Origin of the sequence: Streptomyces sp. NPDC051909, from assembly GCF_040681095.1 — a bacterium.
Lineage (GTDB): Bacteria > Actinomycetota > Actinomycetes > Streptomycetales > Streptomycetaceae > Streptomyces.
In genome coordinates, this window is the sequence record NZ_JBFAYA010000032.1 from 12,838 (window position 1) to 33,377 (window position 20,540).

At 67.7% G+C, this 20,540-nt stretch carries 17 protein-coding genes, 2 tRNA genes and 7 pseudogenes; 13 read left to right on the forward strand and 13 right to left on the reverse strand.

Annotated features, from left to right (window positions below; all coding sequences use genetic code 11):
- Positions 1-128 precede the first annotated feature (128 nt).
- On the forward strand, positions 129-893 hold the full coding sequence (locus AB0M18_RS32350) for a class I SAM-dependent methyltransferase (protein ID WP_365764363.1): 765 nt from the start codon (positions 129-131) through the stop codon (positions 891-893).
- A 28-nt stretch (positions 894-921) separates the two neighbouring features.
- On the opposite strand, the gene AB0M18_RS32355 is transcribed toward AB0M18_RS32350, so the two are convergent.
- On the reverse strand, positions 922-1,104 hold the full coding sequence (locus tag AB0M18_RS32355; RefSeq protein WP_365764365.1) for a hypothetical protein: 183 nt from the start codon (positions 1,102-1,104) through the stop codon (positions 922-924).
- A 1,048-nt stretch (positions 1,105-2,152) separates the two neighbouring features.
- Here AB0M18_RS32355 and AB0M18_RS32360 point away from each other — a divergent pair.
- Both AB0M18_RS32360 and AB0M18_RS32365 read left to right on the forward strand, forming a co-directional pair.
- On the forward strand, positions 2,153-2,590 hold the full coding sequence (locus AB0M18_RS32360; RefSeq protein WP_365764367.1) for a hypothetical protein: 438 nt from the start codon (positions 2,153-2,155) through the stop codon (positions 2,588-2,590).
- A gap of 114 nt (positions 2,591-2,704) precedes the next feature.
- A complete protein-coding gene (locus tag AB0M18_RS32365) occupies positions 2,705-2,920 on the forward strand; it encodes a hypothetical protein (RefSeq protein WP_365764369.1) in 216 nt (71 codons plus the stop codon).
- Between the two features lie 217 nt (positions 2,921-3,137).
- On the opposite strand, the gene AB0M18_RS32370 is transcribed toward AB0M18_RS32365, so the two are convergent.
- Both AB0M18_RS32370 and AB0M18_RS32375 read right to left on the reverse strand, forming a co-directional pair.
- Complete coding sequence (locus AB0M18_RS32370; RefSeq protein WP_365764433.1) at positions 3,138-3,671, reverse strand: ATP-binding protein; 534 nt, start codon at positions 3,669-3,671, stop codon at positions 3,138-3,140.
- Positions 3,672-4,283: 612 nt separating this feature from the next.
- Positions 4,284-4,406 (reverse strand): annotated as a pseudogene (locus AB0M18_RS32375) (ISAzo13 family transposase); the annotation flags it as partial.
- Here AB0M18_RS32375 and AB0M18_RS32380 point away from each other — a divergent pair.
- Positions 4,399-4,967: pseudogene (locus AB0M18_RS32380) on the forward strand (IS701 family transposase); the annotation flags it as partial. The pseudogenes AB0M18_RS32375 and AB0M18_RS32380 overlap by 8 nt on opposite strands.
- Positions 4,968-5,156: 189 nt before the next feature.
- On the opposite strand, the gene AB0M18_RS32385 reads toward AB0M18_RS32380, so the two are convergent.
- Entirely contained in the window at positions 5,157-5,543 is a 387-nt protein-coding gene (locus AB0M18_RS32385) for a helix-turn-helix domain-containing protein (protein WP_365764371.1), read from the reverse strand.
- Between the two features lie 719 nt (positions 5,544-6,262).
- On the opposite strand from AB0M18_RS32385, the gene AB0M18_RS32390 reads away from it, so the two are divergent.
- Positions 6,263-6,652, forward strand: a complete 390-nt coding sequence (locus AB0M18_RS32390; RefSeq protein WP_365764373.1) for a DUF4277 domain-containing protein — start codon at positions 6,263-6,265, stop codon at positions 6,650-6,652.
- A 402-nt stretch (positions 6,653-7,054) separates the two neighbouring features.
- Positions 7,055-7,906, forward strand: coding sequence for a hypothetical protein (locus AB0M18_RS32395; protein ID WP_365764375.1), 852 nt, complete (start codon positions 7,055-7,057; stop codon positions 7,904-7,906).
- Between the two features lie 357 nt (positions 7,907-8,263).
- On the opposite strand, the pseudogene AB0M18_RS32400 reads toward AB0M18_RS32395, so the two are convergent.
- Positions 8,264-8,604: pseudogene (locus AB0M18_RS32400) on the reverse strand (transposase); the annotation flags it as partial.
- Positions 8,605-8,892: 288 nt separating this feature from the next.
- Here AB0M18_RS32400 and AB0M18_RS32405 point away from each other — a divergent pair.
- Positions 8,893-9,363 (forward strand): ATP-binding protein, encoded by a 471-nt coding sequence (locus AB0M18_RS32405; RefSeq protein WP_365764377.1) that lies wholly within the window; start codon positions 8,893-8,895, stop codon positions 9,361-9,363.
- Positions 9,364-9,763: 400 nt separating this feature from the next.
- Here the strand turns inward: AB0M18_RS32405 and AB0M18_RS32410 are convergent, their stop codons facing one another.
- Positions 9,764-10,429 (reverse strand): hypothetical protein, encoded by a 666-nt coding sequence (locus AB0M18_RS32410; RefSeq protein ID WP_365764439.1) that lies wholly within the window; start codon positions 10,427-10,429, stop codon positions 9,764-9,766.
- Between the two features lie 568 nt (positions 10,430-10,997).
- On the opposite strand from AB0M18_RS32410, the gene AB0M18_RS32415 reads away from it, so the two are divergent.
- Positions 10,998-11,081, forward strand: a tRNA-Leu gene (locus AB0M18_RS32415).
- 156 nt (positions 11,082-11,237) lie between these two features.
- Here AB0M18_RS32415 and AB0M18_RS32420 read toward each other — a convergent pair.
- Positions 11,238-11,311: transfer RNA gene (locus tag AB0M18_RS32420), tRNA-Ile, on the reverse strand.
- A 169-nt stretch (positions 11,312-11,480) separates the two neighbouring features.
- Here AB0M18_RS32420 and AB0M18_RS32425 point away from each other — a divergent pair.
- Positions 11,481-12,068: a hypothetical protein gene (locus AB0M18_RS32425; RefSeq protein WP_365764379.1), complete on the forward strand. Its 588-nt coding sequence runs from the start codon at positions 11,481-11,483 to the stop codon at positions 12,066-12,068.
- Positions 12,069-12,261: 193 nt separating this feature from the next.
- Here AB0M18_RS32425 and AB0M18_RS32430 read toward each other — a convergent pair.
- Positions 12,262-13,119, reverse strand: a pseudogene (locus AB0M18_RS32430) (transposase); the annotation flags it as partial.
- A gap of 279 nt (positions 13,120-13,398) precedes the next feature.
- Here AB0M18_RS32430 and AB0M18_RS32435 point away from each other — a divergent pair.
- From AB0M18_RS32435 to AB0M18_RS32445, 3 genes and pseudogenes are all read left to right on the forward strand, one after another.
- Positions 13,399-14,789, forward strand: a pseudogene (locus tag AB0M18_RS32435) (ISL3 family transposase); the annotation flags it as partial.
- Between the two features lie 144 nt (positions 14,790-14,933).
- Positions 14,934-15,104: pseudogene (locus tag AB0M18_RS32440) on the forward strand (transposase); the annotation flags it as partial.
- Positions 15,105-15,126: 22 nt separating this feature from the next.
- Positions 15,127-15,501 carry a hypothetical protein gene (locus tag AB0M18_RS32445; protein ID WP_365764381.1) on the forward strand — a complete coding sequence of 125 codons (375 nt, stop codon included), beginning with the start codon at positions 15,127-15,129 and terminating at the stop codon, positions 15,499-15,501.
- Positions 15,502-16,343: 842 nt separating this feature from the next.
- Here AB0M18_RS32445 and AB0M18_RS32450 read toward each other — a convergent pair.
- Entirely contained in the window at positions 16,344-17,039 is a 696-nt protein-coding gene (locus AB0M18_RS32450) for a transposase (protein ID WP_365764383.1), read from the reverse strand.
- Between the two features lie 246 nt (positions 17,040-17,285).
- Between AB0M18_RS32450 and AB0M18_RS32455 the strand changes: the two are divergent.
- Positions 17,286-17,543, forward strand: a pseudogene (locus AB0M18_RS32455) (IS5/IS1182 family transposase); the annotation flags it as partial.
- A gap of 191 nt (positions 17,544-17,734) precedes the next feature.
- Here AB0M18_RS32455 and AB0M18_RS32460 read toward each other — a convergent pair.
- The 4 genes from AB0M18_RS32460 to AB0M18_RS32475 form a co-directional block, all read right to left on the reverse strand.
- Complete coding sequence (locus tag AB0M18_RS32460; RefSeq protein WP_365764385.1) at positions 17,735-18,373, reverse strand: GNAT family N-acetyltransferase; 639 nt, start codon at positions 18,371-18,373, stop codon at positions 17,735-17,737.
- Between the two features lie 274 nt (positions 18,374-18,647).
- The gene (locus AB0M18_RS32465) at positions 18,648-19,514 is read right to left on the reverse strand and encodes a GNAT family N-acetyltransferase (RefSeq protein WP_365764387.1); all 867 of its coding nucleotides are present in this window, start codon (positions 19,512-19,514) and stop codon (positions 18,648-18,650) included.
- 392 nt (positions 19,515-19,906) lie between these two features.
- A complete protein-coding gene (locus AB0M18_RS32470; RefSeq protein ID WP_365764389.1) occupies positions 19,907-20,164 on the reverse strand; it encodes a hypothetical protein in 258 nt (85 codons plus the stop codon).
- 169 nt (positions 20,165-20,333) lie between these two features.
- Positions 20,334-20,504: a hypothetical protein gene (locus tag AB0M18_RS32475; RefSeq protein ID WP_365764391.1), complete on the reverse strand. Its 171-nt coding sequence runs from the start codon at positions 20,502-20,504 to the stop codon at positions 20,334-20,336.
- Between the last annotated feature and the right edge of the window lie 36 nt (positions 20,505-20,540).

The window sequence follows — 20,540 nt, forward strand, 5'->3', positions numbered from 1 at the left end:
CAGGTGGATACGCGTATCGGCCGCAGCGTGGCCTGCCCAGCCGCCTAGGTATCAAATACTCATGATTTTTTGACGATTCTGCGTTCGACTGAATTTCGCAATATGGTCAACTTGTGGGGTATTGGAAAATGAGTGATCAAAACGCGGTCGAGAGCTTCCAGGATGCTTGGGAGGCTTATTGGGGTGAGACCTCTGGTCGAGCTGCCTCCGGATATGAATCCGGATCGATGTGGGACGTTGATGTCGAGCGCGCAGTAGCAAAGGATTACAATTCGTTCCAGCGCTTCATGGACACGGATCTACCACTTATCGACCTGGGTTGTGGCAGAGGGCTCCAGACGCAGTACTTGGCACGCCACTACGGAACGGTGCTGGGTGCCGATGTGTCGACCTCCGCGATAGAAATGGCCAGCCGTGAATACGGTGCTCCAGGTCTTGAGTACCGCGTGCTGGATGCGCTCGACTCTGAAGCTATCCGAGATTTGCATGGAGAATTCGGCGACGTCAACCTCTATATACGAACGCTGTTGCATTTCATTCAGCCGGATAGTCGTAGGCGCTTTGCTGAGTCCGTTGAAACACTACTTGGGGAGAGGGGGACTCTCTATCTCTGCGAGCTTGGGCCCACTGCACCTGAATACTTTCAGTCTTGGATTCAGAGAAATGGGATGCCGGCTCAACTGGAGCGAGTGATGAGAGCTGGCGTGCAGCCCGGCTCTGTGACTCCAGAACAGGTCCGTGAGCTGTTTCCCGATGACCGTTTCGAGACTGTCCTGGAGGGTCACTTCACGAGCGAGCCCGTCAGCAAGACGTTGGCTGGTGAGAACAGCACCGCAGCGGCAGAGCTGTGGTCGCCTCCTGGCTATTTCGTCATCCTTCGGCCTCGAAAGTGAGCGACTGCTTCTGATCTGGCTCGCCTGCTCAGGGGTGGCGGGTGTAGGTGTGGAGCTGGTCGATCTCGGTGAAGCCGGCGGCGGTGTGGAGTGCGAGGGCGGCGTCCAGGTCGGGCCGGTCGTGCGCGGGGACCGGCAGGACTGTGGTGACTTCGCGGACGCCGCAGTCGGCGAGATGAGCCAGACACTGTTCCAGAAGGATGTTGCCCACGCTGCGGCGCTGTGGTGTCAGGCGCGCCCATTCCAGGGTTGTGGCGCCGTCGAGGGGGTGCGGACGACGGCCTCGCCGATGGGTGTGCCGTCCCGCTCCCGCAGATACAGACAGGCGACCGCCGCGGTCGTCCAGGCGTGGTGAAGGTAGCGCCACCGGTCCGTACTGGAGAACCCCCCAGTGCCCGGCGAGTTCCGGGACGGTTGGACGCCGCGAGCCCTGCGGGCGCCAGGGCGGTGGGCTGGGTGAACGCGTGCACCGTCCGCCGGCCCAGACGTGCCACCACACTCGATCAGCGTCTAGGCCAGGATCTGCTCGTCCTCCAGGCAGCAGCCACAACAACATCCCGGCCCCGTCTGCGGACCGCACCGCCCGGGGCACCGCGCCCACCACCCGATCGTCCGCGCAGGCGAGCACCTCGGTGCACACGTCATCCAGCCCGGCCCGCGTCACGGGGCCGCCGGGGCAGGGTACCGTGCACCGCCTGGTCGAGTTCGGCGAATGTCGGGCCGGGCAAGCCGGGCAGCAGATCCGCCACGAGCTCCGGCACCACCGCCCGGTCTGCCGGCTCCAGTGGCCGCACCACCGCCTCCACGCCCGCCCCTGCCATCGCCGTGGCCACCCGTCTTCGCCTTTCTTTGTCGTGTCGGTGGCCAAGCTTCGCTGCGGCCCCTCACGAAGCCGCCGAGTGACACGCCACGAACAGGCCGCGACCGTCAGGAACCGGGCCAGACGGGGCGGCCGGTCAGCCGGTTCCATTCCTCGTCGTCACGCCCGGGGACTGAACGTCCGGCGCTCTCCCACTCCTGGACGAGCCTGATGAAGATCGGCTCCAGCCCAGAGGGGAGAACCGATTCCCCGCCTCGCTGTGCAGCGATCTCGGGGCGCGGCTTCATCGTCGTGGTGGACACGCCGGGTTCAACGCCGCCCAGAGGCACCGGGTCACGGCGTCGAACCGGCGGGCGAAACGCAGGACGGCCCGGTCATATCTCGCCCGGCAGGACACGCTGCGCGGCAGCATCACCCTCACGGGGCACGGCCTGGCACGATGCAGCCGTTGCCTCTACCCTGCCCCGCTGACCTGATCCCCGACGCCACCACCGGTGACGCCTTCACCACCGCCTACCAGCAGGCCCAGCGGCAGCACGCCGTCTTCATCGCCGTCGAACGCCAGGGCCCGCGGTGGACGGTGAAAGCCGACCTGCTCACCGCCGGGGCGCACCACACCCTCGACGAGCAGGTCTACGACACCGTCCGCGAGGCGGTCCTCCGCCTGATCCGCACGCGCCAGATCCGCATGGACTCCGTGGCCGGCCCGGTCTACTTCGTCCTTTACGACGTGGAAACCGAGGAACGGGCCCGCGAGCTCGCCGCGGCACTGCACACCGCCCTCTACAGGGACCCCCGGACCGCTCACACACGCCGCCCAGGGATCTTGACCGGGGATGCCGGAGGTGGTGTGGCGCGGTTCGGGGTCGGCGGTTAGGTTGGCCACCACTGTCACCAGCGTCTCGCCTGCCCTACCGCCCCGTTCCTTGCCAGTCACCGGAGTGTGATCACCGTACCGGTCTGTGCGGCCCTGGGCGGCACGATGGCCGGTATGGCAGATGGGGAGAAGACGCTGGAGGCGGCGGCTGCGGCGCTGCATGCGGCGCAGGGGGCGGTCCGCGCGGCCTGCCGGCGGTTGTCGGCGGGGATCGTCGAGGCGTACCGGGGTGGAGAGCCGGTGGCCCGGATCGCCAAACGCACCGGTCGGGACGTGCTCGGGATCCGCAATCTGCTGGCCGCGGCCCAGACGACACGCAGCAGCCGATAGCGGCTTCCAGGTGCACCGCGTGGCTGGGGGTGCGAGACCGGTTCAAGGGGCAGGGGCCGGTATCCGGGACGGTGCGAGCTGGCGCACGAAGAAGGGCGGGATCCCGCAGGGACGACTGGGGATCCCGCCCTTGGGCCCGGCCTGCCGCGTGGCGTCCCCTGGTGCGGTCGGGCCGGCCGGCCCCCCTGTCAGGTAGGGGCCGGGGTCTGGAGGAGGGTCAGGCTGTGGTGAGGCGTGCCCAGTGGGTGGCGCCGCGGGTGTGGTTGTGGGTGCCGTGGGCGTCGGCCAGCATGTCGACGACGGCGAGCCCGCGGCCGTGTTCGTCTTCGGTGCAGGAGGAAGTCCACGCACCGTCGCGGGCGGCGGGTCCGCCGTCGGTGACACCGACCCAGACCCGGTTGCCGGAGTGTTCGCGGTGCAGGTGAAGGAAGAGCGGAGCCTGCGCGTGCTCGACCGCGTTGGTGACCAGTTCCGAGACCACCAGTACCACCGCCCCGGCCGTCTCCTCATCCACCCTCCACGCCTCCAGGACCGCCTGGGCGGTGTGCCGGGCGTCGCCCGCCGCTTCCGGCCGGTGCTCCAGCGCCTGCGTGAGATCGTCGTCGGCGGGCTTGCGCGGGGCGGGGATGCGCGCCGTGCGGGTGTCACCGGTACCGTCCCCGGCAGCCGTCCGCCGCACGCCCGCACCGCCGGTCAGGCCGGTCAGGCCGGTCAGGCTGCCTGGAACAGTGGTGGCGTAGGTGGCGTACATGGCGATCACTTCCGGGAGGAACTGCTCTTGGTCTTCGGGTGCGGATCCTGAGGTGTGTCCGGGATCTGCATCCCTCTGCTGACCACACTCCTCCCGCCGCTCCCGCCGTCCCTGAGCAACCGATACCCAAAACGGACAAATAGTCTGCTGGGGTTGCCGGGGCGGAGGCCCCCGGCAGCTCGTGGCAAGCCTTCCGGGGGCGCCCGGGTGCAGCGGGGTACGCGGAAGGGAGGGGGAGCGCCGCGCACCCCGCCGGTCTCTCTGCCGGTCTCCATCTACCGGCCGGGCCAGGGGCTGTCTGCCAGCATGACCCACTCCCGGTCCTCGGCGCCGGGTACGACACGCCCCGTCACGGACCGGCCGACGGGCCGGCCCGGTTACGACACTTCCGGCCCACGGGCAGTTTGACGTCGTCATCGGCCCCTGGGGCATGGTCTTGGACGGAGCCTGCGGGCGCGCCGCCTCGGTGCTCCGGGCGGATCCTGCCCTCCCCTGCCCGCCGTCCTTGGCGGCGGCGGTGGTACCCCTCCCAGCGGTATGTCCCGGAATATGTTCTTGGCTGGTTGGTGGTTTGCTGCGGGGTACGGCCGGGCCGTGGAAGGCGCTGGCCGTGGCGTTGAGGTGGGCGAACTGGGCGTCGCGGTCCGGATGGCCGGCACCTTCGGTGGTCTTGACGGTGCCCTGCAGGCTGTAGCCCAGGCCGTGCAGCAGGCGCCCAACGGTTGCGGCACTGACCCGCTGGCCAATGGTCCGCCGGGCGATCACGGAGAAGATCCCGTTCGGATGGGTCACCACGGACGCCGGCTACAGCTACTCCAAGAGCTGGCGGACCGAGCTGGAGCGAGCCGATGTCTTCCATTGTCATGGCCACCACCCGTCACGACACAGTCGTGACCCGCTGGGCCATGGACCACCCGGTTCACGACTTGTTCAACGGGCTGCCGAGGCAGAAGTGGAAGCGCCGGTCCTGCGGCAACGGCTCCCACGGGCCACGGGCCTTCGACTGGGCGAGAGTCGAGGTCAGGCCCCGGCACCGGGAAGACCGCCGGCACTGGGTCATCGCCCGCCACAGCGTGAGCCGGCCCCAGGAGATCTCCTACTACATCGCCTACTGCCCCCGCGGTCGAGGAGTGCTTCCAGACCGCCAAGCAAGAATGCGGCCTGGACGACTACCAGGTCCGCCGCTATCCCGGCGGGCACCGCCACATGACTCTCGCCATGGCCGCCCACGCCTGCCTCACCGTCCTGCGGGCCCGCGAACTCGACACCGGGAAAGCAGAAACGGATCCTCCGGCGCCTCGTCCCCCTCAGCCTTCCCGAACTCAGACGCCTGATCCACCGCCCCCCGGCACCCGTCGCCCACGTCCTGCACTGGTCCAACTGGTGACGCCGACGACAACACCAAGCCCGCGCCAGCCACTACAAACAACGCGGCCACACACCACCCGAGCCTGCCCAACCGGCACCACAAAGACCGTTCCAGTACTAAGTCGCGTCCGGTGCGGCGCGCTCCGCGTCATAACTCTCACGCGCCGCCTCGACCTGGGGCATCCGATCCTCCACCAGACTAATCAGACCGATCAGCCACTCCGCGATCTCGCGGCCGAGCTGGGTGAGTCGGTAGTCGACCCGCGGCGGATTCATGGGCTGGGCCTCGCGGTAGACGAGGCCGTCGCGCTCCAGGACGTGCAGGGTTTGCGACAGCATCTTCTCGCTCACACCGTCGACCCGTCGCCGCAACTCGTTGAAGCGGAACGTCCCTTCGCGCAGAGCGCCCAGGGTCAGGCAGCCCCAGCGGCCCGTCACGTGCTCCAGCGTGCCGCGCGAGGGGCAGGTGCGCGTGAACACGTCGTAGGCGAGGTCGTCAGTCATGTCTTTCACCGTACTGCTGCGCAGCGCTTACCCTGATGAGTACTCCACGCTTACGCAAGGCAAGCCCCTGCCTGCCGAGATGTCCAGTCCGAGGACCCCTCTCGATGGCTGCCGCCGTCCTTCTCCATCGCCTACCGCACCGCAGTTCTGGTCGAGCCAGCCGGTCCGCGACGACACGGCCCCACCGTCCACTCGGTCAACGTCGACGAGAGGCCACCGGTTGCAGCGGTTGAGACATCAGATTCGAATCCGCAACCCGAAGGCCTCGCCTGATATCCGCCCGCCGACCTTCACCCGATCGATGGCCACTCTCAACATGCACCGCAATCCAGTCACACCCATCGGATACTGCGCACTCACCAGATGAAATTATCTGTCAACACTCACCGCCCTTCGTGCGCGCACTCACATCTCTTTTGATTCCCTCAATCCACCTCTGCCGACAGAGTCGAGAGCAAAGCGACTGGCCGAAAGCAATTCTTCCCGCCGGCTTGAAGTTACTTCCACATTGCCTACACCTGAACACAGACTCCCCCTTCTGTGGATCATTTCTACTTGATCTTGCGACAGCGTGGGTGAGTAGAATTTACCTACTTTCCACGGCGTCGCACGATCTAGACCCGTGCACCGCACGTGCGGTGCACGGTTGTCGGTCTGGTCGTTGATGTGATGTGTCGATGATTTCGCGTGCCGAGCGGCCGCGGGTGCGTCGTCCACGGATGAACGCGGAGATCGCGCCGGTGGCGGAGAGGCGTCTGGGCGCTCTGCCTGCCTATGCCGAATTTCTGCGCCGGCTGGATGTGGCCCGGATCATCGGCGAGCTGTGCCCGGTGCGCGACGTCGCGCATCTGCCCCACAGGCAGGTCATCGAGGTCCTGATCGCCAACCAGCTGTCCGCGCCCGCTCCGCTGGTGCGGGTCGGCGACTGGGCCCGCGAGTGGGCGGTCGAGGAGGTCTTCGGGATCGAGGCGGACCTGCTCAACGACGACCGTATCGGCCGCGCCCTGGATGCCATCGCGCCCGGGCTGGAGGCCGTCGTCGGCAGCGTGGGAGCGCAAACGATCGCCGAGTTCGGGATCGATGTCTCGCGCCTCTGCACAGGGACATGACCAGCATGTCCCTGCACGGCGCCTACGAGCGCCAGGAGGAGGGATTCCCTCAGGTCACGTACGGTCACCCCGAGGACCGACAGGCGGATCTGAAAGCAGGTCCAGACCGGTATCGCGATCTCGGCGGACGGCGGGATCCCTGTCCTCCACCGCGCCTACGACGGCGGGGCCGGCGAGGTCTCCCAGGTCGTGGGGCAATGACGGCCCTGCGCGAGACGGCCGCGCCCCGCGACTTTTTGATGATCGGCGATTCGAAGTTGATCTCCTACGGCAACCTGCTGGCCCTGCGAGGAGCAGGGTGAGGTTCATCGCTCCAGCTTCCTCGGCGAGGATCCCCGACGGGCTGTACGCAACGCTCGATCTTGAGCAGCCCGCCCCGTCGACTACGCCGCCGGACGGGACGTGAACAAACCTCTCGATCGGCGCGGGCGATACCGGGTCCTGGAGGGCACCCAGACCCTGGCCGGTCCGCGCAAGCGCGATCCGCAGATCACCGTGCGCCGGATCCTGGTCCATTCCAGTGCCAACGCGGCGGCCCAGCAGGCCGCCCGCACCCGGCGTCTGGAGAGCGCGTGTGAGGAACTGGACAAGCTCGAGCGTGCCTGCGGTGGCCGGCGCTACGCCACCGCTCAAAGGGTCACCGCCCGGATCGGTGTGATCACCAGCAAACGCCGTATCGGCTCCTGTCTGGTCACCTCCATCACCGTCGATGAGGCCGGACGGCCCACCCTGACCTGGCACTATGACCAGGAGGCCCTGGCCGCCGAGGCCGCCACGGACGGCTGGTACGCGTTGCTGACCACCCTCGATCCCGCTGAGGCCGACGTCGCCGAGGTCCTCGTCTGCTACAAGGGCCAGCCAGCGATCGAGCGCCGCTACAGCGACTTCAAGGGCCCGCTCGCCGTGGCTCCGGTGTTCTTGCACCACAACCGGCGCATCGCCGCTCTGATCACCGTGATCTGCCTGGCCCTGCTGTGTTCTGCCACTCATCGAACGCCAAGTCCGCCAGGCCCTGGGCGGGAATCAGACCATGCGCGGGCTCTACCCCGGCATCCGGACCCTCCGCCCGACCGGACGCATGATCCTCTACCGGCTCGCCGACCTCAGGATCCGGGCCGGAACAACCACCGACCCACCAACCATCCTGATCACACGCGCAGTTCAAGCCCACCTCTCCTCGAACTCCTCGGCATCTACGAAGCCCACCCACGCTGGCTGGACACCTCAAACCCCACGTGCGAAATCCGGGTCTAGACGGCTTCGGGCCCGTGGACGGAACTCTCGCCGAGTGCGCCGCGTCGGCGACGGCCGGGCGTCACGGATCCCGCGCCGGCAAGGTGCTACGGATCTGGCCCGAGTTGCCCGGCCGCACACATAGCGTGACTGCCGCGCAGACGCACAAGATCAGCCAGATCTGGGAGCCAGCGTCCCGCCCCCTCGCAGACCGCGTCTACCGGGGCGTCGCCCACCGGGCCACCACCGGCCCCAAACAGCCACCCAGCGCACCGTCAACCGCGCTCTCGCTCAGGCCTGGGCGCCCACTGCCGCATCCAGACCGGTCTTGCGACCCGTCTTGACCAGCAGCACCTCACACCCTGCGGTCCTCAGCCCGGGACCTGTAGGTTCACCCCTGTTTTCGCCCTGACGTGGGCAAAGCCGAACACAACACAGAAGGGGTAGAGCCGGCCGACATCGCCGAGGCGATGCGGGATCCCCCGTGCAGCTGGACCCAGACGCCCGCCCGCGACCAGATCAGGAACCGGCGGTGAGCCGTCGCCTTCGATATCCCGAAGCAGGCTGGCAGGACCCACCAGGCGCAGCCGACACCAGCACGTCGATGACCACGGCGAACAACGTCTCACCGGGCGTGTCCCGGGACCCGCCACATAGCAACTGCCCTTGGAAGGCGGGATCAGCGGCTCTGCGGTCTCCCACAGCCCCTCCGGAGACAATCAATCCGGACCCTACGTACCCCGCCCCGAAACCGGCCCAACGGCCGCCTCACCGCATAGGACACCGCCAAGAGCACCTCGCCACCCGACGCGTCCGGGACACCGCTCCATTAGCTCGCCCCGCCAGACCTCCCGGCCAATGAAGATCGCGACCTCGACCAGCACCACCCGATGCCCGATTCGCTCCGATCTAGGTATTGACTGCTCAGGGTTTCCATGCTCCACGAGAGTGTGCTGGAAGTACCAGAAAAAGCGTTCCGGCCCCCTTCCGGACAGGCAGTGATCCCGATGACGACCACCACGATCTCCCCCGCTCGGCGGCCGCGCCCCGCACCGCGGGCCATCCCGGCCGGTGAGCACGTGTTCGGCCTGCCTCTGGACCACGGCCCACACGCACCGGCCACCGCCCGCCACGCCGCCCGCCCTGTCCTGGCCTCCTGGGGACTGGATGAGGACCAGATCTACGACACCCTGCTGGTCATCTCCGAACTCGTCACCAACGCCGTCACCCACGCCCTGCCGCCCGTCACCCTCCACCTGCACGCGACGGCAGACGGATCCGGCCACGCCCGCGTCCACGTCAGCGACGGCGGCCCCCAACCTGCGTCCACCCCCACCAGCTGGGCCGCCACCCGCCCCGACGACGAACACGGCCGCGGCGACACCATCATCACCGCCCTCGCCCACCACACCGGAACCAGCCCCGGCCCCAGTCCCGACGGACTCATCGACCACTGGGCCGACCTCACAGCGGCCTGACCCACTCCCCGCCCCGGCACCGGAAACCACCCGCCAGCCGGCCTCGCCCACCCGAAACCGGAAGCAGCCATCCGAGCGGACGAACCACTCCACACCCACACCCCGCGACACGACGACACCACCGCGCTCCGCCCGACCGCGGAGCCCAACCTCACCCCCACCCCACTCGTCCACCAGGCGCTCACCCAGCGCTGACCGGACACCCCCAAGCCCCCCGGATCCACCGGCCCCACCTTCCACGACGGAACCGGCCGCGCGCGCTGAACCCGCTCCCCCCATTGCCTTCTTGGTGGCCCCGCAACGGGTGCCCGGCCTCCGGAGCTGGCATGACTTTCTCCCCCTGTCGAACGCATGGCCTGGGGTGGTGTCACCGGCTCCGGAGGCATCGACAGACCGCCGATTAGGGGCATGGCCACCGGCTTCTTCGCAGGTCGGGAGGCTCTTCGTAATGTGGATGTGGCGATCGGTGCCGTGGGACGGCCGGGCCGAAGTACGACCGGAGGACGCGCGTGATCAACGTCAGCGAGATCGGTGCTTTCCTCGGCCTGGACGTCGGCAAGGGCGAACACCACGCCAACGCCGTCACCCCAGCCGGGAAGAAGGCCTTCGACAAGCGGCCGGCCTGCAGAGCAGCGTCGGCGGCTATCTGCCGCGCGGCCTGATAGACAATGAGCAGACCGAACAGCTCCTGCCGGGCGTCGTCGGTGTGGCGCGAGCACAACACGCGGTCCGGCCCGCGCAGCGTGACCTTGAACCCGAAGTACGCGGTCTCTGCCTGCCACCTGCGGTGATAGAGCTCGGCGAGTTCAGCCGCCGGGTAGCGCTGGTGGTCCAGCAGTGTGGTGAACAGCCGCAGGCTCGTGGCCGTCGTCGTGCCGTCAGCGGCACGGACGGTCACCGTGGCCTCGATCACGCGTATGACCATGCCGGAGATCTGCGGCGCGATCGTGCGCCGGTGAGGAGTCCACCGGCGCAGACGGTCGCGTTCGTTGATCCCTGTGGACATCGACAGGTAGGTGCCGTCGGGAAGAGCGTGCAGTACCGGTGGCTGCAGGTCGGCGCTCATCCGCCACAGCGGTTGCGCTCCCAGTGGCCACGGCCGACCGGGCCAGCGCGAAACCCTTGCTGCCGCTGTCGGCCAGCAGCAGCAAGCCTGGTTTCAGCGCCCGGCACAGGTCCGTGCACTGGGACTCCTCTGACTGGGTCCACGGCCCCAGCACCGCGTCGATCAGCGCCCGGGTCCCGCACTCGACCAGTACGGACAGCCTGATCATGGGGAATCCGCAGACCCCGTTGCGGCCGGCGGCCCGGCCGCAATACGACCGGTTTGCCTCGCTGTCCGCGACCAGGATGCCGGTGCTGTCCCAGGCCACCGTCCGCAGACCCTTCCACCATGATCCGGCTGCGTCCTCGGCCGCTACCGCCCCTTCACCAAACTGAGCAGGCTCCAAGCCGACGAGCAGTTTGCGTACGTCCTCGCCGTGGGCGAGGACTGGAACAGGACTCGATTCGCTGCAGGCACTCGTCAACAGGACGGTCCGTTCAAGTTGATCAACGAGACATCCGCTCCCCTACCGAGCAAGGCCGTCAAATGCGCTGCGGCAGTGAGGTACCGTACCCTCAGCTACAGATACGGGAGTGTGGCGGAACTGGCAGACGCCCCGGATTCAAGTCCCGGTGCCCTTCGCGGCGTGAGGGTTCGACTCCCTCCACTCCCACCGACACCCCTCAGCCAACCCACAGCACGGGGCCCCGTCCACATCACTGAACATATTCGGGCGAAGCGGCGAGCAGGCCCCACTACCGGCCCCGTAGTGAAAGTCTGGCAGCAGCCCAGGAGAGCGTCCGGCGGCAGCGGGCAGAGGCCTGGAACATGGGGTGGGTGGGACTTGAACCCACGACCGACGGATTATGAGTCCGCTGCTCTGACCAGCTGAGCTACCACCCCTCCAGTCCGATTAGAACACGCGCCCGGTTCCGATACCCTGCCAGGCCGCGCGCCGAAATCGGCCCGCTTACGGGGATATGGCTGCGCAAACCGCTGGCTGAGAAGCCCCCGGGACGCGTTTGCCCGTTCTGCGTATGCGCGCAGTCGCGTGGGGGGCCAGGATGGGGGCATGTCCGCTCCTGCAGGCGGTGATGAGGGCGCGGTGCGCCGGGTTCGGGTGCTGCGTCTGGAGACCCTGCGTGACATCGAGGCACTGCTGCGTGAGCTGCGGGAGCTGCATGGTGAGCTATTGGTGTGCGAGGACAGTGACGGGGAGCGGGTGCGGGACTTGCTGCACGCGGCGGGGGTGATGACCGGGGTATGGCTGGACGATATCGCCTGCCGCTTCGCGCAGACCGACCACGACGCCGACGAACTGTTCGCCAGAGCTTGGCAGTTCGTCGACGAGCTGGGCTTGGCTCCGGGGGGCTTTCTGACCAGAGACGACCCGGCCCTGTTCACAACGCTGCGCGGCTCGGCCGCCAGCATGCTGGCCCGGCTGTGGGTTACCGGCTACCTCCTGGGGCCGGTCCCCGAGGACGTATGGCCCGACAAAGAATTGGCCGTTCTACTCCTCAGAACGCTCGAACACCACGCCGACGCCCTCGCACTGACCGAAACCCTCGACCAGCACAACCCAAGTCATGACGGACCGCCCCCGACGGAGACACCCGGTTCCGACGAGAGCCCGGACGGGCCACAGCCGGAACCACCCTGACCTCGCCGGCCTACAGCGGACGATTCTCAGCTGATCAGTCACAGCCGTATCAGCCGAGAAGAGGCCGTTCACGGGTGACGTCGTTGAAGGCCCGGCCTCCGCGAGGGGGCTCTGGGCAACACCCCGGCCAGAGTCCCCGCCCCGCTCTCAGCTTGTTCTTTATATACCAGGATCTGCCAGGTCTTCCGATGGCTTTGAGGGTCTCGGGGCGTTTGACGGTCTTGCCGACGTCGTAGCGGGGTGCCCGGTGTCTGTTCTTGGCGCCGGGTGGTCGTCCTGGGCCGGCGTTTGGGAACACGGCCGGGCAGACGAGATCCGCGCGGATGTTCCGAAACCCCCGGCGGACCCGGGCCGGGGTCAGCCGGTCGGAAGTGGTGGGCTTCTCCCAGGGCCGGCTGCGGTCGGAGCGGACCCGGCCGACCAGCTCGACGGGCAGGTCGCGCAGGACCCAGGCCAGGCGGGTGACGTCATAACCGGCGTCGCTGACGATCACGATGGCCGGCTCCCCGACCTGACACTGGCCTGCGGTGATGAGCCGCTCGACGACGCCCCGCAGCTGGGCGGCGGTGACCGCGGTCGCGTCGTCCACCGGTCCCAGCCGGACCGCGTCCAGGATTGCGGTCCAGGAGGTGGCGCCCGGCTCCAGCACGGCCACGAAGGAGTAGGGCCAGCCCGGGATGAACTGCGAGGCCGTCTTCGCACGGCCGTAGACGTGACAGAACAGCCGCTCGGCCGAGCAGGGCGCGTCCCAGCGAAGCCACGGCGACACGTCGACCGCCAGGACCAGGCGCCCGCCGTCGAAACGCGGCAGCGGCAGCCCGGCCAGCACCGTCCGCAGCCGATCGGTGTCGATCCGGCCGTGGTTCAGGCCGCCTTATGTTGCTCCGTGCCCACGACGATGCTCGGGCAGCAGCGTCAAATCCACCGGGGACTTCACCACACCGTCCGCGCACAACAGCGCGTCGGACAGCTCGAACAGTTCATCCCTCCGGGCGGTCAGACACGCGTAGAACCCGCCCCGGAAGGCATCAGGCAGCAAACTCACCCTCATTCCCTGCACGGTCTTCGTCGTGGTCACGTGCACCTTGGTCGGATCACAGGGTCAGATGAAGGCCGCCCCCATGTCCGGTGAATCCCCAGGTGAGCGACCCAGTTCGAGACGTCGCGCGAAGTGGGCAACGTAGTCTCTCACGGTGCCCCTCTCCTGGACCTTCTACAGTCCCTCGACGAACAGCCTGCCGACGCGGTGATCTACGAGTCTGTCAATCGAACGGCTGCCCTGTCTCACATTCGGTGGTGACGGGGAGTTGTGAGGGTCGTTGACCATCGCATGAAGAACGTCAACGAGCTTGCGCAGATGGTGTTTTCGGGTTTTCCCGCCGGTCGTCGAGGATGCGGCCGACGAGGGTGAGCGGATCGTGGTGCGGGCGCGGACTCCGCAGGAGGCCGCGATCTTTCCGGTGTGCGGGGCGTCGGCGGGGCGGGTGCACGGCTACCACTGGCTGACAGCCGCCGACGTACCGGTCGACGTCCGCCGGGTGGTGGTCCGTGTGCGGGTGCGGCGTCTGGTGTGTCCCACACGCGGCTGCCGGCAGACCTTCCGCGAGCAGATGCCCAGAGTGCTGGAGCGATACCAGCGCCGTACGGCCGTCTGACCAGGCAGGTCAAGGCCGTGGCCAAAGAGTTAGCGGGCCGGGCTGGATCACGTCTGCTGGCGATACTCGCGGTGGGCCTGTCGCGTCACACGGCCCTGCGGACCCTGCTGCGCATCCCGTTGCCCACCGGGCGGGTGCCCCGGGTGATCGGCGTCGACGACTTCGCCCTGCCCGGCGGCACCGCTACGCCACCGTGATCATCGACGCAGAGACCCATGAACGGATCGACGTACTGCCCGACCGCACCGCCGATACGCTGGACGCGTGGCTGGCGAGCATCCGGGCGTCGAGGTCGTGTGCCGAGACGGCTCCGCCACCTACGCCGAGGCCATCAGCCGCGCCCTGCCCGACGCAGTCCAGGTCGCCGACCGGTGGCACCTGTGGCACAACCTGTGCGAAGCCGCCCTGAGCGAGGTGAAGGCACACAGCACCTGCTGGGCCGCAGTGCTGGACGCGCCCATCTACGACGGGCCCCGCGCGCAGACGACTCTGGAACGCTGGCACCAGGTCCACAACCTGCTCGAGAAGGACGCGGGCCTGCTCGAATGCGCCCGCCGCCTAAAACTGGCCCTGAACACCGTCAAACGCTAAGCGCGAGCCGACCGGCCCGAGCGGATGCTCCGCGTCCCCAAGTACCGCGCCAGCCTCGTCAACCCCTACCGCGAGCACCTGCGCAAACGCCGTGCCGAGTACCCGGCCCGTCCCCGTCCAGCGCCTCTTCGAAGAGATCAACGCCCTCGGGTTCACCGGCTACCTGAACCTCCTGCACAAGCACATCAACCAGGGCGCGCTCGGACGCCGACCGCAGCCACATCTCCCCGCGCCGGCTCGCCCGGATGATCCTCACCAGGCCCGACAACCTCAAGGCCGACATCGCGATCTTCTGGCCCAGCTTACCGCCGCCTGCCCCCGAGATGACCCAACTGGCCTCCGTTATTGGGGGCTTCGCCAAACTCCTGACAGCAACGGACCCACCGAAGGCGTCAATACCAAGACCAAGCGGATCGCGCGCCAGATGCACGGACGAGCAGGCTTCACCCTTCTTCGCCACCGCATCCTCCTCGGATACTCTCCGTCACCACCGAATGTGAGACAAGGCCGTTCGATTGACAGACCCCTCTGGCGTCGCACCCACCAGACCCGCGCCCGCCGAAGCCACCACGCCACCCGCGACCGCAGGGACCGCAATCACGACTCACGGCTGTAGTACCGGGCCGAGCAGGCCCTCATCTCGGTAGTCGCCACCGCCTACCTACTCGGCGTCTCCACGCGTCGGGTCGAGAAGCTCGCCGAGTCCCTCGGCGCCACCCAGCTATCGAAGTCCCAGGTCAGCGCAATGGCCAAGCACCTAGACGAGCAGGTCGCAGCCTTCCGCAACCGGCACCCCTGGACGCAACACCTCAGTGCCTGTATCCGCACTACTCATTAAACAGATCAAAGATCATCAAATGACTTTTTGGGTAATTCTTGCTCATTCATCGAAATTACACTACGGCTACATTTACGGAACGACGAGGAGCCGTCAAGAACTATTAATGATAGATCTCAATCGGCATGGCGACCTCCAAGTCGTTTCCAGTCGATCCAGTGGAGCGATAGAGATGCTATACACAATTTTCTCCAAGCCGTTGGCTGCTGCACTAATGGCTGCGGCGGGACTATTCCCGATCGCAGGGATGGCTGCCACCGCAGAAGAACAAGCCTCGACGGTGATCGAAGCAGGACAACTGCCCGAGATGGAAGTTGTTCCAGAGAGTCCCACCGTGACTTACCCATGAGGTATTGAGCCGAGCGCGGCTGTTTGTCAGCTGGCCTCGATTCTTCAGTGGTGCCCGTCGACTGACGGGCACCACTGGCCGCCCGGTTGGTCCTCTGCCGTTCGAGGGCGGGCCGTCGCGTGACTGAGCTCTTTCCCACCCGGCGAGTATGGGGACGGGAGCGACCTACAGAGGGCCTTGACCCCGAATTTTGGACACGGGTTATGCGGCTTCGGCCGGCGTAGTTGATGTGGTTGTGGTGCTGTCTCGTAGGCGATGGGGCTGCGGTGTCCGAGGCGGGGTGACGTCGTCGGGTGTTGTAGCGGGGCAGCCATCGAAAGGTGTCGAGGCAGGCCTCGCGCTCGCTGGACCAGCTCTTTCGGCCCTGCCTTCGATCATTCACGTGCGCTGGCCGACGTGAGGTGATCGGCCGATATGTTGGGTTTCTGATGGTTCGTTCCGCGAGCTGGCTGCCGCGGTTCAGGCCGACGGGCCGCGCGTCGTCGCGGGTGTCGCCGGCGTCCACTCGCCGAGGATGCGGCGGCTCCTCCTTCCGGTCCGTCGGGATGAGGCGTGGTGGTCAGCCGGGGCCGGGGAGCGACTGGATGCGGTCCCACGCGGATACGACAGGCCGGGCGGCGGGCCAGGGCGGGGCGAGCTTGAGCTCTCGCGGCGGCGGGCGTGTTCGGTGAGCTTGGCGGGAACGTCGAGCAGACCGGCGCGGAGACGGCGGCGGGCTCGGCGCGGGCCAGTCGGCCGTCGAGGGCGAGCAGTTGCAGCCAGGACAGCAGGTCCATGGCCGGCGAACAGGGTGCACCAGGCCTGGTTGAGGGCGAACTTGAAGGACGGCAGCCGCAGCAGGGTCAGTGCCTTCGACCTACGGATCCCGGACTCGACGTGCGCGTGGGCCCGGTGCCGGGCGTCCACGCAGATGCCAGCCGGTGGTGTTCGTGGCGATCACGTAGCGGAAGCCGGTCGCGAGCTCGTAGGGCTTCAGGTCCTTCGTGTACTTGGGGTGGGCCGGTTCGCGGCGGACGATGATTCGCAGACCGGGCGGCCATTCGCCGGGGTCGAGCAGGCCGGGTGATCTCCACCAGGCCGGCGTCTTCTCGGGGCTGTCCCTTCGCATCGGGTGCGGGCATCCACGCTCTCCTGGGGACCTTCGCCGGGCCGGTCCAGAAGTCCTCGTCCCGGCTCCAGCCGACCGAGTACTCCCAGGTGTAGGCCTTGTTGCCGCCGCCCGTGGTGATCCAGACGAGCCACTCCTTCGTCGCGCCGGCCCCGTCGGCCCGGAAGAGGACTTTCCCGCGGCGGCGGGTGGGCAGCTGCCGCACGGCCTCCGTGGCGACGTCGATGCGGTCGGCGGCGGTGTTCGCTCCCGCGCTGCCCGGGCGGAGCCGGCACACCAGGTGCTCGTCGGTGTCGTCCAGGAACACCAGCAGCGGGTGCAGGCCGAAGCCCTTACGGTGCGGCTCGGCCCCCTCCTTCTCAGAAGGCGCTGGCACGAACGAGGCGTCCACTTCCAGCACCGACCAGCCGGTCAACGGGCGGTTGTCCATGCGTATCCAGGGGAAGCCGTCCGGTCACAGGTCCCAGGTCCAGCAGGTCATGGACGTGGTGGCGGACCTTCGCCCGCGCGGAGGTGATCTTCGAGAGCTGCACCGGGCCGATACCGTCCAGCGTCCGGTACAACGTCGAGGCCGAGGCCGGCTGCCCGAACACCAGTGCCGCCTACCGCGTCACCGCGATCCCTGCGATCGAGCTCGCCCCGAGCAACACCGCTAACGCCGCGCTCACCAGCACCCCTCGACATGGAGATCACCGCCCGCAAACCCGGGACCAGGGGATTCACCCCGATCCCCAAACGGTGGGCGGTCGAGCGGACCTACGGCTGGCTCATGCTCCACCGCCACCTCGCCCGCGACTACGAAACCCGGCCCACCCGCTCCAAAGCCGTGATCCACATCGCGATGACCGACCTCACGGCCCGCCGCCTCACCAGCGAGAACACCATCTCCTGGCGAGACCCGACACCACAGACCAAACAGCCGATCTCGGTATAAAACAGCGGGATAAAACGACCTCTCAGGCGAGAGTGAACCTGGCGACAGGGACACCAGCCACGGTGAACCACAGCTCCGGACTGTTCACCTGGTTGCCGGTCAAAGTCGGTGGAAGAGCGTTCCGCATGTGCCGAGGCCTGCCTCACAGCACTGAAAGAACTGGGCGTCACGGCAGTTGCTGCGCCGTCGGGTCAGGGGCGGCAGTGGTAGACGGTGAGGGTGTCGAGCAGGAGGAAGGCCGCGCCCGCCAGGAGGCGGGCGGCGGCTGTACCGTTCTCGGGGATGACAGCGGTGACATGGTCGGCACCGTGCACGTGGGCGTGGTTGAGGCACTGGGCCAGCAGGTGGCTGCCGATACCGCGTCGCCGCTGCCTGGACTGGACCGTCAGCTGCGCCAGCACGGCCATGCCCGCTGTAGCTGATGCGGGGGCGAGCATGGTCGCGCTGGCGAGGGGCTGGCCGTCGGTGTCGGTGAGTTCGAAGCGCCACCCGTTAGGTTCGGTCAGGACGGTGACGTCCGCGAGCGGGTACGCCGGCGGCGCAGGAGGGGCGCCGGGCAGGTCACGCAGGAAGTACCGCTGCGCGGAAGCCTGAGTGAAGCCGGCGGCTGTCAGGGCGCGTGCGGTGACAGGGCGGTGCCCGGTGGGCAGGCCAGGAATGCCGGTCGCGGTGGCCGGGCCGGTGCACGCGTACAGCACCCGGTCGCCCAGTCGGGCCCGGGCCAGCGCGATCAGCGCGGCGATCACCTCGAGGTCCTCACGGCCGTGCAGCCACACGATCAGACCCGCGCCGTCCGCGGCCCTCACCTGGCAGCGCACTACCCCCGCCACCTCACCATGCTCATCGCCCACCACGAGCGTCTCCGCCTTCTGCGGACTTTCCGCGGGAGGTGCGAGTAGTTCGTGTGCCGGCTGCTGGCCGGGCAGCCGATCCGCGTCGATCAGCCCCAGCACCGCAGGCTCGTCGTCTGGCGTCATAGGACGGCTCAACATTCCGGTCCCTGCTGACCGCCGGTCCGGTCGGGGCATTCGAACCTCGGGCACTTTTCTCTCCGGAGAGTACAAGCGAACATTCGCGCACTGCTGAGAGGCTGCGTACGGACACTCAAGGACGTCGGGTGTAAACGTAGAGTTGGTCCACCTCTGCAAACCCGGCCGCGGTGTGCAGGGCGAGGGCGGCATCCAGGTCTGGCTGACCGTCTGCGGGAGCGGGCAGGACGGCGGTCACCTCACGGACTCCGCGGTCGGCAAGATGAGCCAGACACTGTTCCAGCAGGATGTTCCCCACGCTGCGGCGCGCCGGGGTCAGACTGACCCACCGCAGAGTCGTGACCCCTTCGACAGGCAGGCCCACCAGAGCCTCACCAATACGGCTGCCGTCCCGCTCCCGCAACTGCAGCCGCCAGCCGGGAAGCCCCGGGCACTCCACGACATCCGCGACTGCATACAGCCGGCCGCCACGGTCATCCAGACGGCGGTACAGGTATCGCCAGCGGCCGAGACCGGTGAACCCGCACTCCTCCAGCGCCCGGCGTGTTCCGGGACGCATGCGCACCGGAAGCCCGGCGGGCGCCAGGGCAATGGGCTCCGCAAACGCGTGCACCGTACGCCGCCCCAGCCGGGCCACCACACGCGCGATCAGCGCCCTGGCCAGGTACTGCTCGTCCTCCAGACAGTGCAGCCACAACACAACCCCTGCCCCATCCGAGGACCGCACCGCCCAGGAAACCGCACCCACAACCTGCCCGTCCGCCAAAGTAAGTACCTCAGTGCACACGTCCTCCAGATCGGCACGCACTACAGAGCCGCCGGGGCAAGTGCCTTCCACCGCCATGTCGAGCTCGGCGAAAGTCAGGCCGGGCAAACCGGGCAGCAAATCCGCAACCACGAGTTCCAGCACCGCCGCCCGGTCCCCCGGCTCAAACGGCCGCACCATCGTTTCCGCACCCGCCCCTGCCACTGCCGTGACCACCCGAATCCACCTTTCCTCGTGATACCGATAGGCCAGCTTCCCTCCACCTCTTGGCAAAATCGCCACATGACACGCAAGAAACAGCAGCCCCGCCAGGAGCCCGCCAGACGCAGTCGGTGAACCTGCCCCAGCCCGCGTCATCACACGGGGGCCAAGGGCCCGTTGCCCCTCAGGAAGCACACGGAAAACCGGAGAACGGGCTCGTGAGCGTGGCAGCACTGCACGCGCCGCCTTGCGCGAAGAGCCCGGATCGCTCACGCACGCCGCCGAGGCCCGTTTGCCACGGATGAGAGCTCAGACCGGTGTGACGTTCTCAGCCTGGGCCCCTGGCTGGATGCCGAAGTGGACCTTCTGTCCCTCACGCAACTCGCGTAACCAGAACCGGCACTGAGTCAGGGCAGCCCGCACGAGCTGCCGCGCGTCGCGAGGATCATGCGGACGTTCGGAATCGAAGGGTTCCGTCTGCGCCGCTGGCACCGCACCACCGTCGCCGACCCGGCCGTCCCCCAGCGCCGCACGGACTCACGGGAGACGCCGAGGGGCTCGGCGACCTGGATATGCAGTGCACGCTCGGAGGAGTACTCCGCACGATGCTCTGTCACCAGCCGGGCTGTCTGGCTGCGAAGGGCTGCGTCAATCTTCTTGGGCACGTGTCCCATCCTCTCTGACAGCTCACACCGAGCGGCAGAGAAGCCAGAACGGTTCACCCCAGTTGTAACCGTGAGCGGGCGCCGCTCGGGACGACTGCCGGTGGCCAGGCTGATCGCTATGCAGCCGGGACCCCGGACCTGCCTGTGTCACCACCAGGGCGGTGTGCCATTACTCGGAGCCTGCTTCCTCCGCCTTGAGGTAGGCGATGGCCTGCCCGACGGTGGTGATCCGCTCCTGCTCAGCGTCGGGAATGTCAACGCCAAACTCCTTCTCCAGCGCCGTGAAGAGCCCAGCGACCTCGTTGGGTTTCCTCGTCCTCGACCGCTCCCAGGTCTTCAATGAACCTCGCGCTGTCTGTACACACGTCCGTGGTGC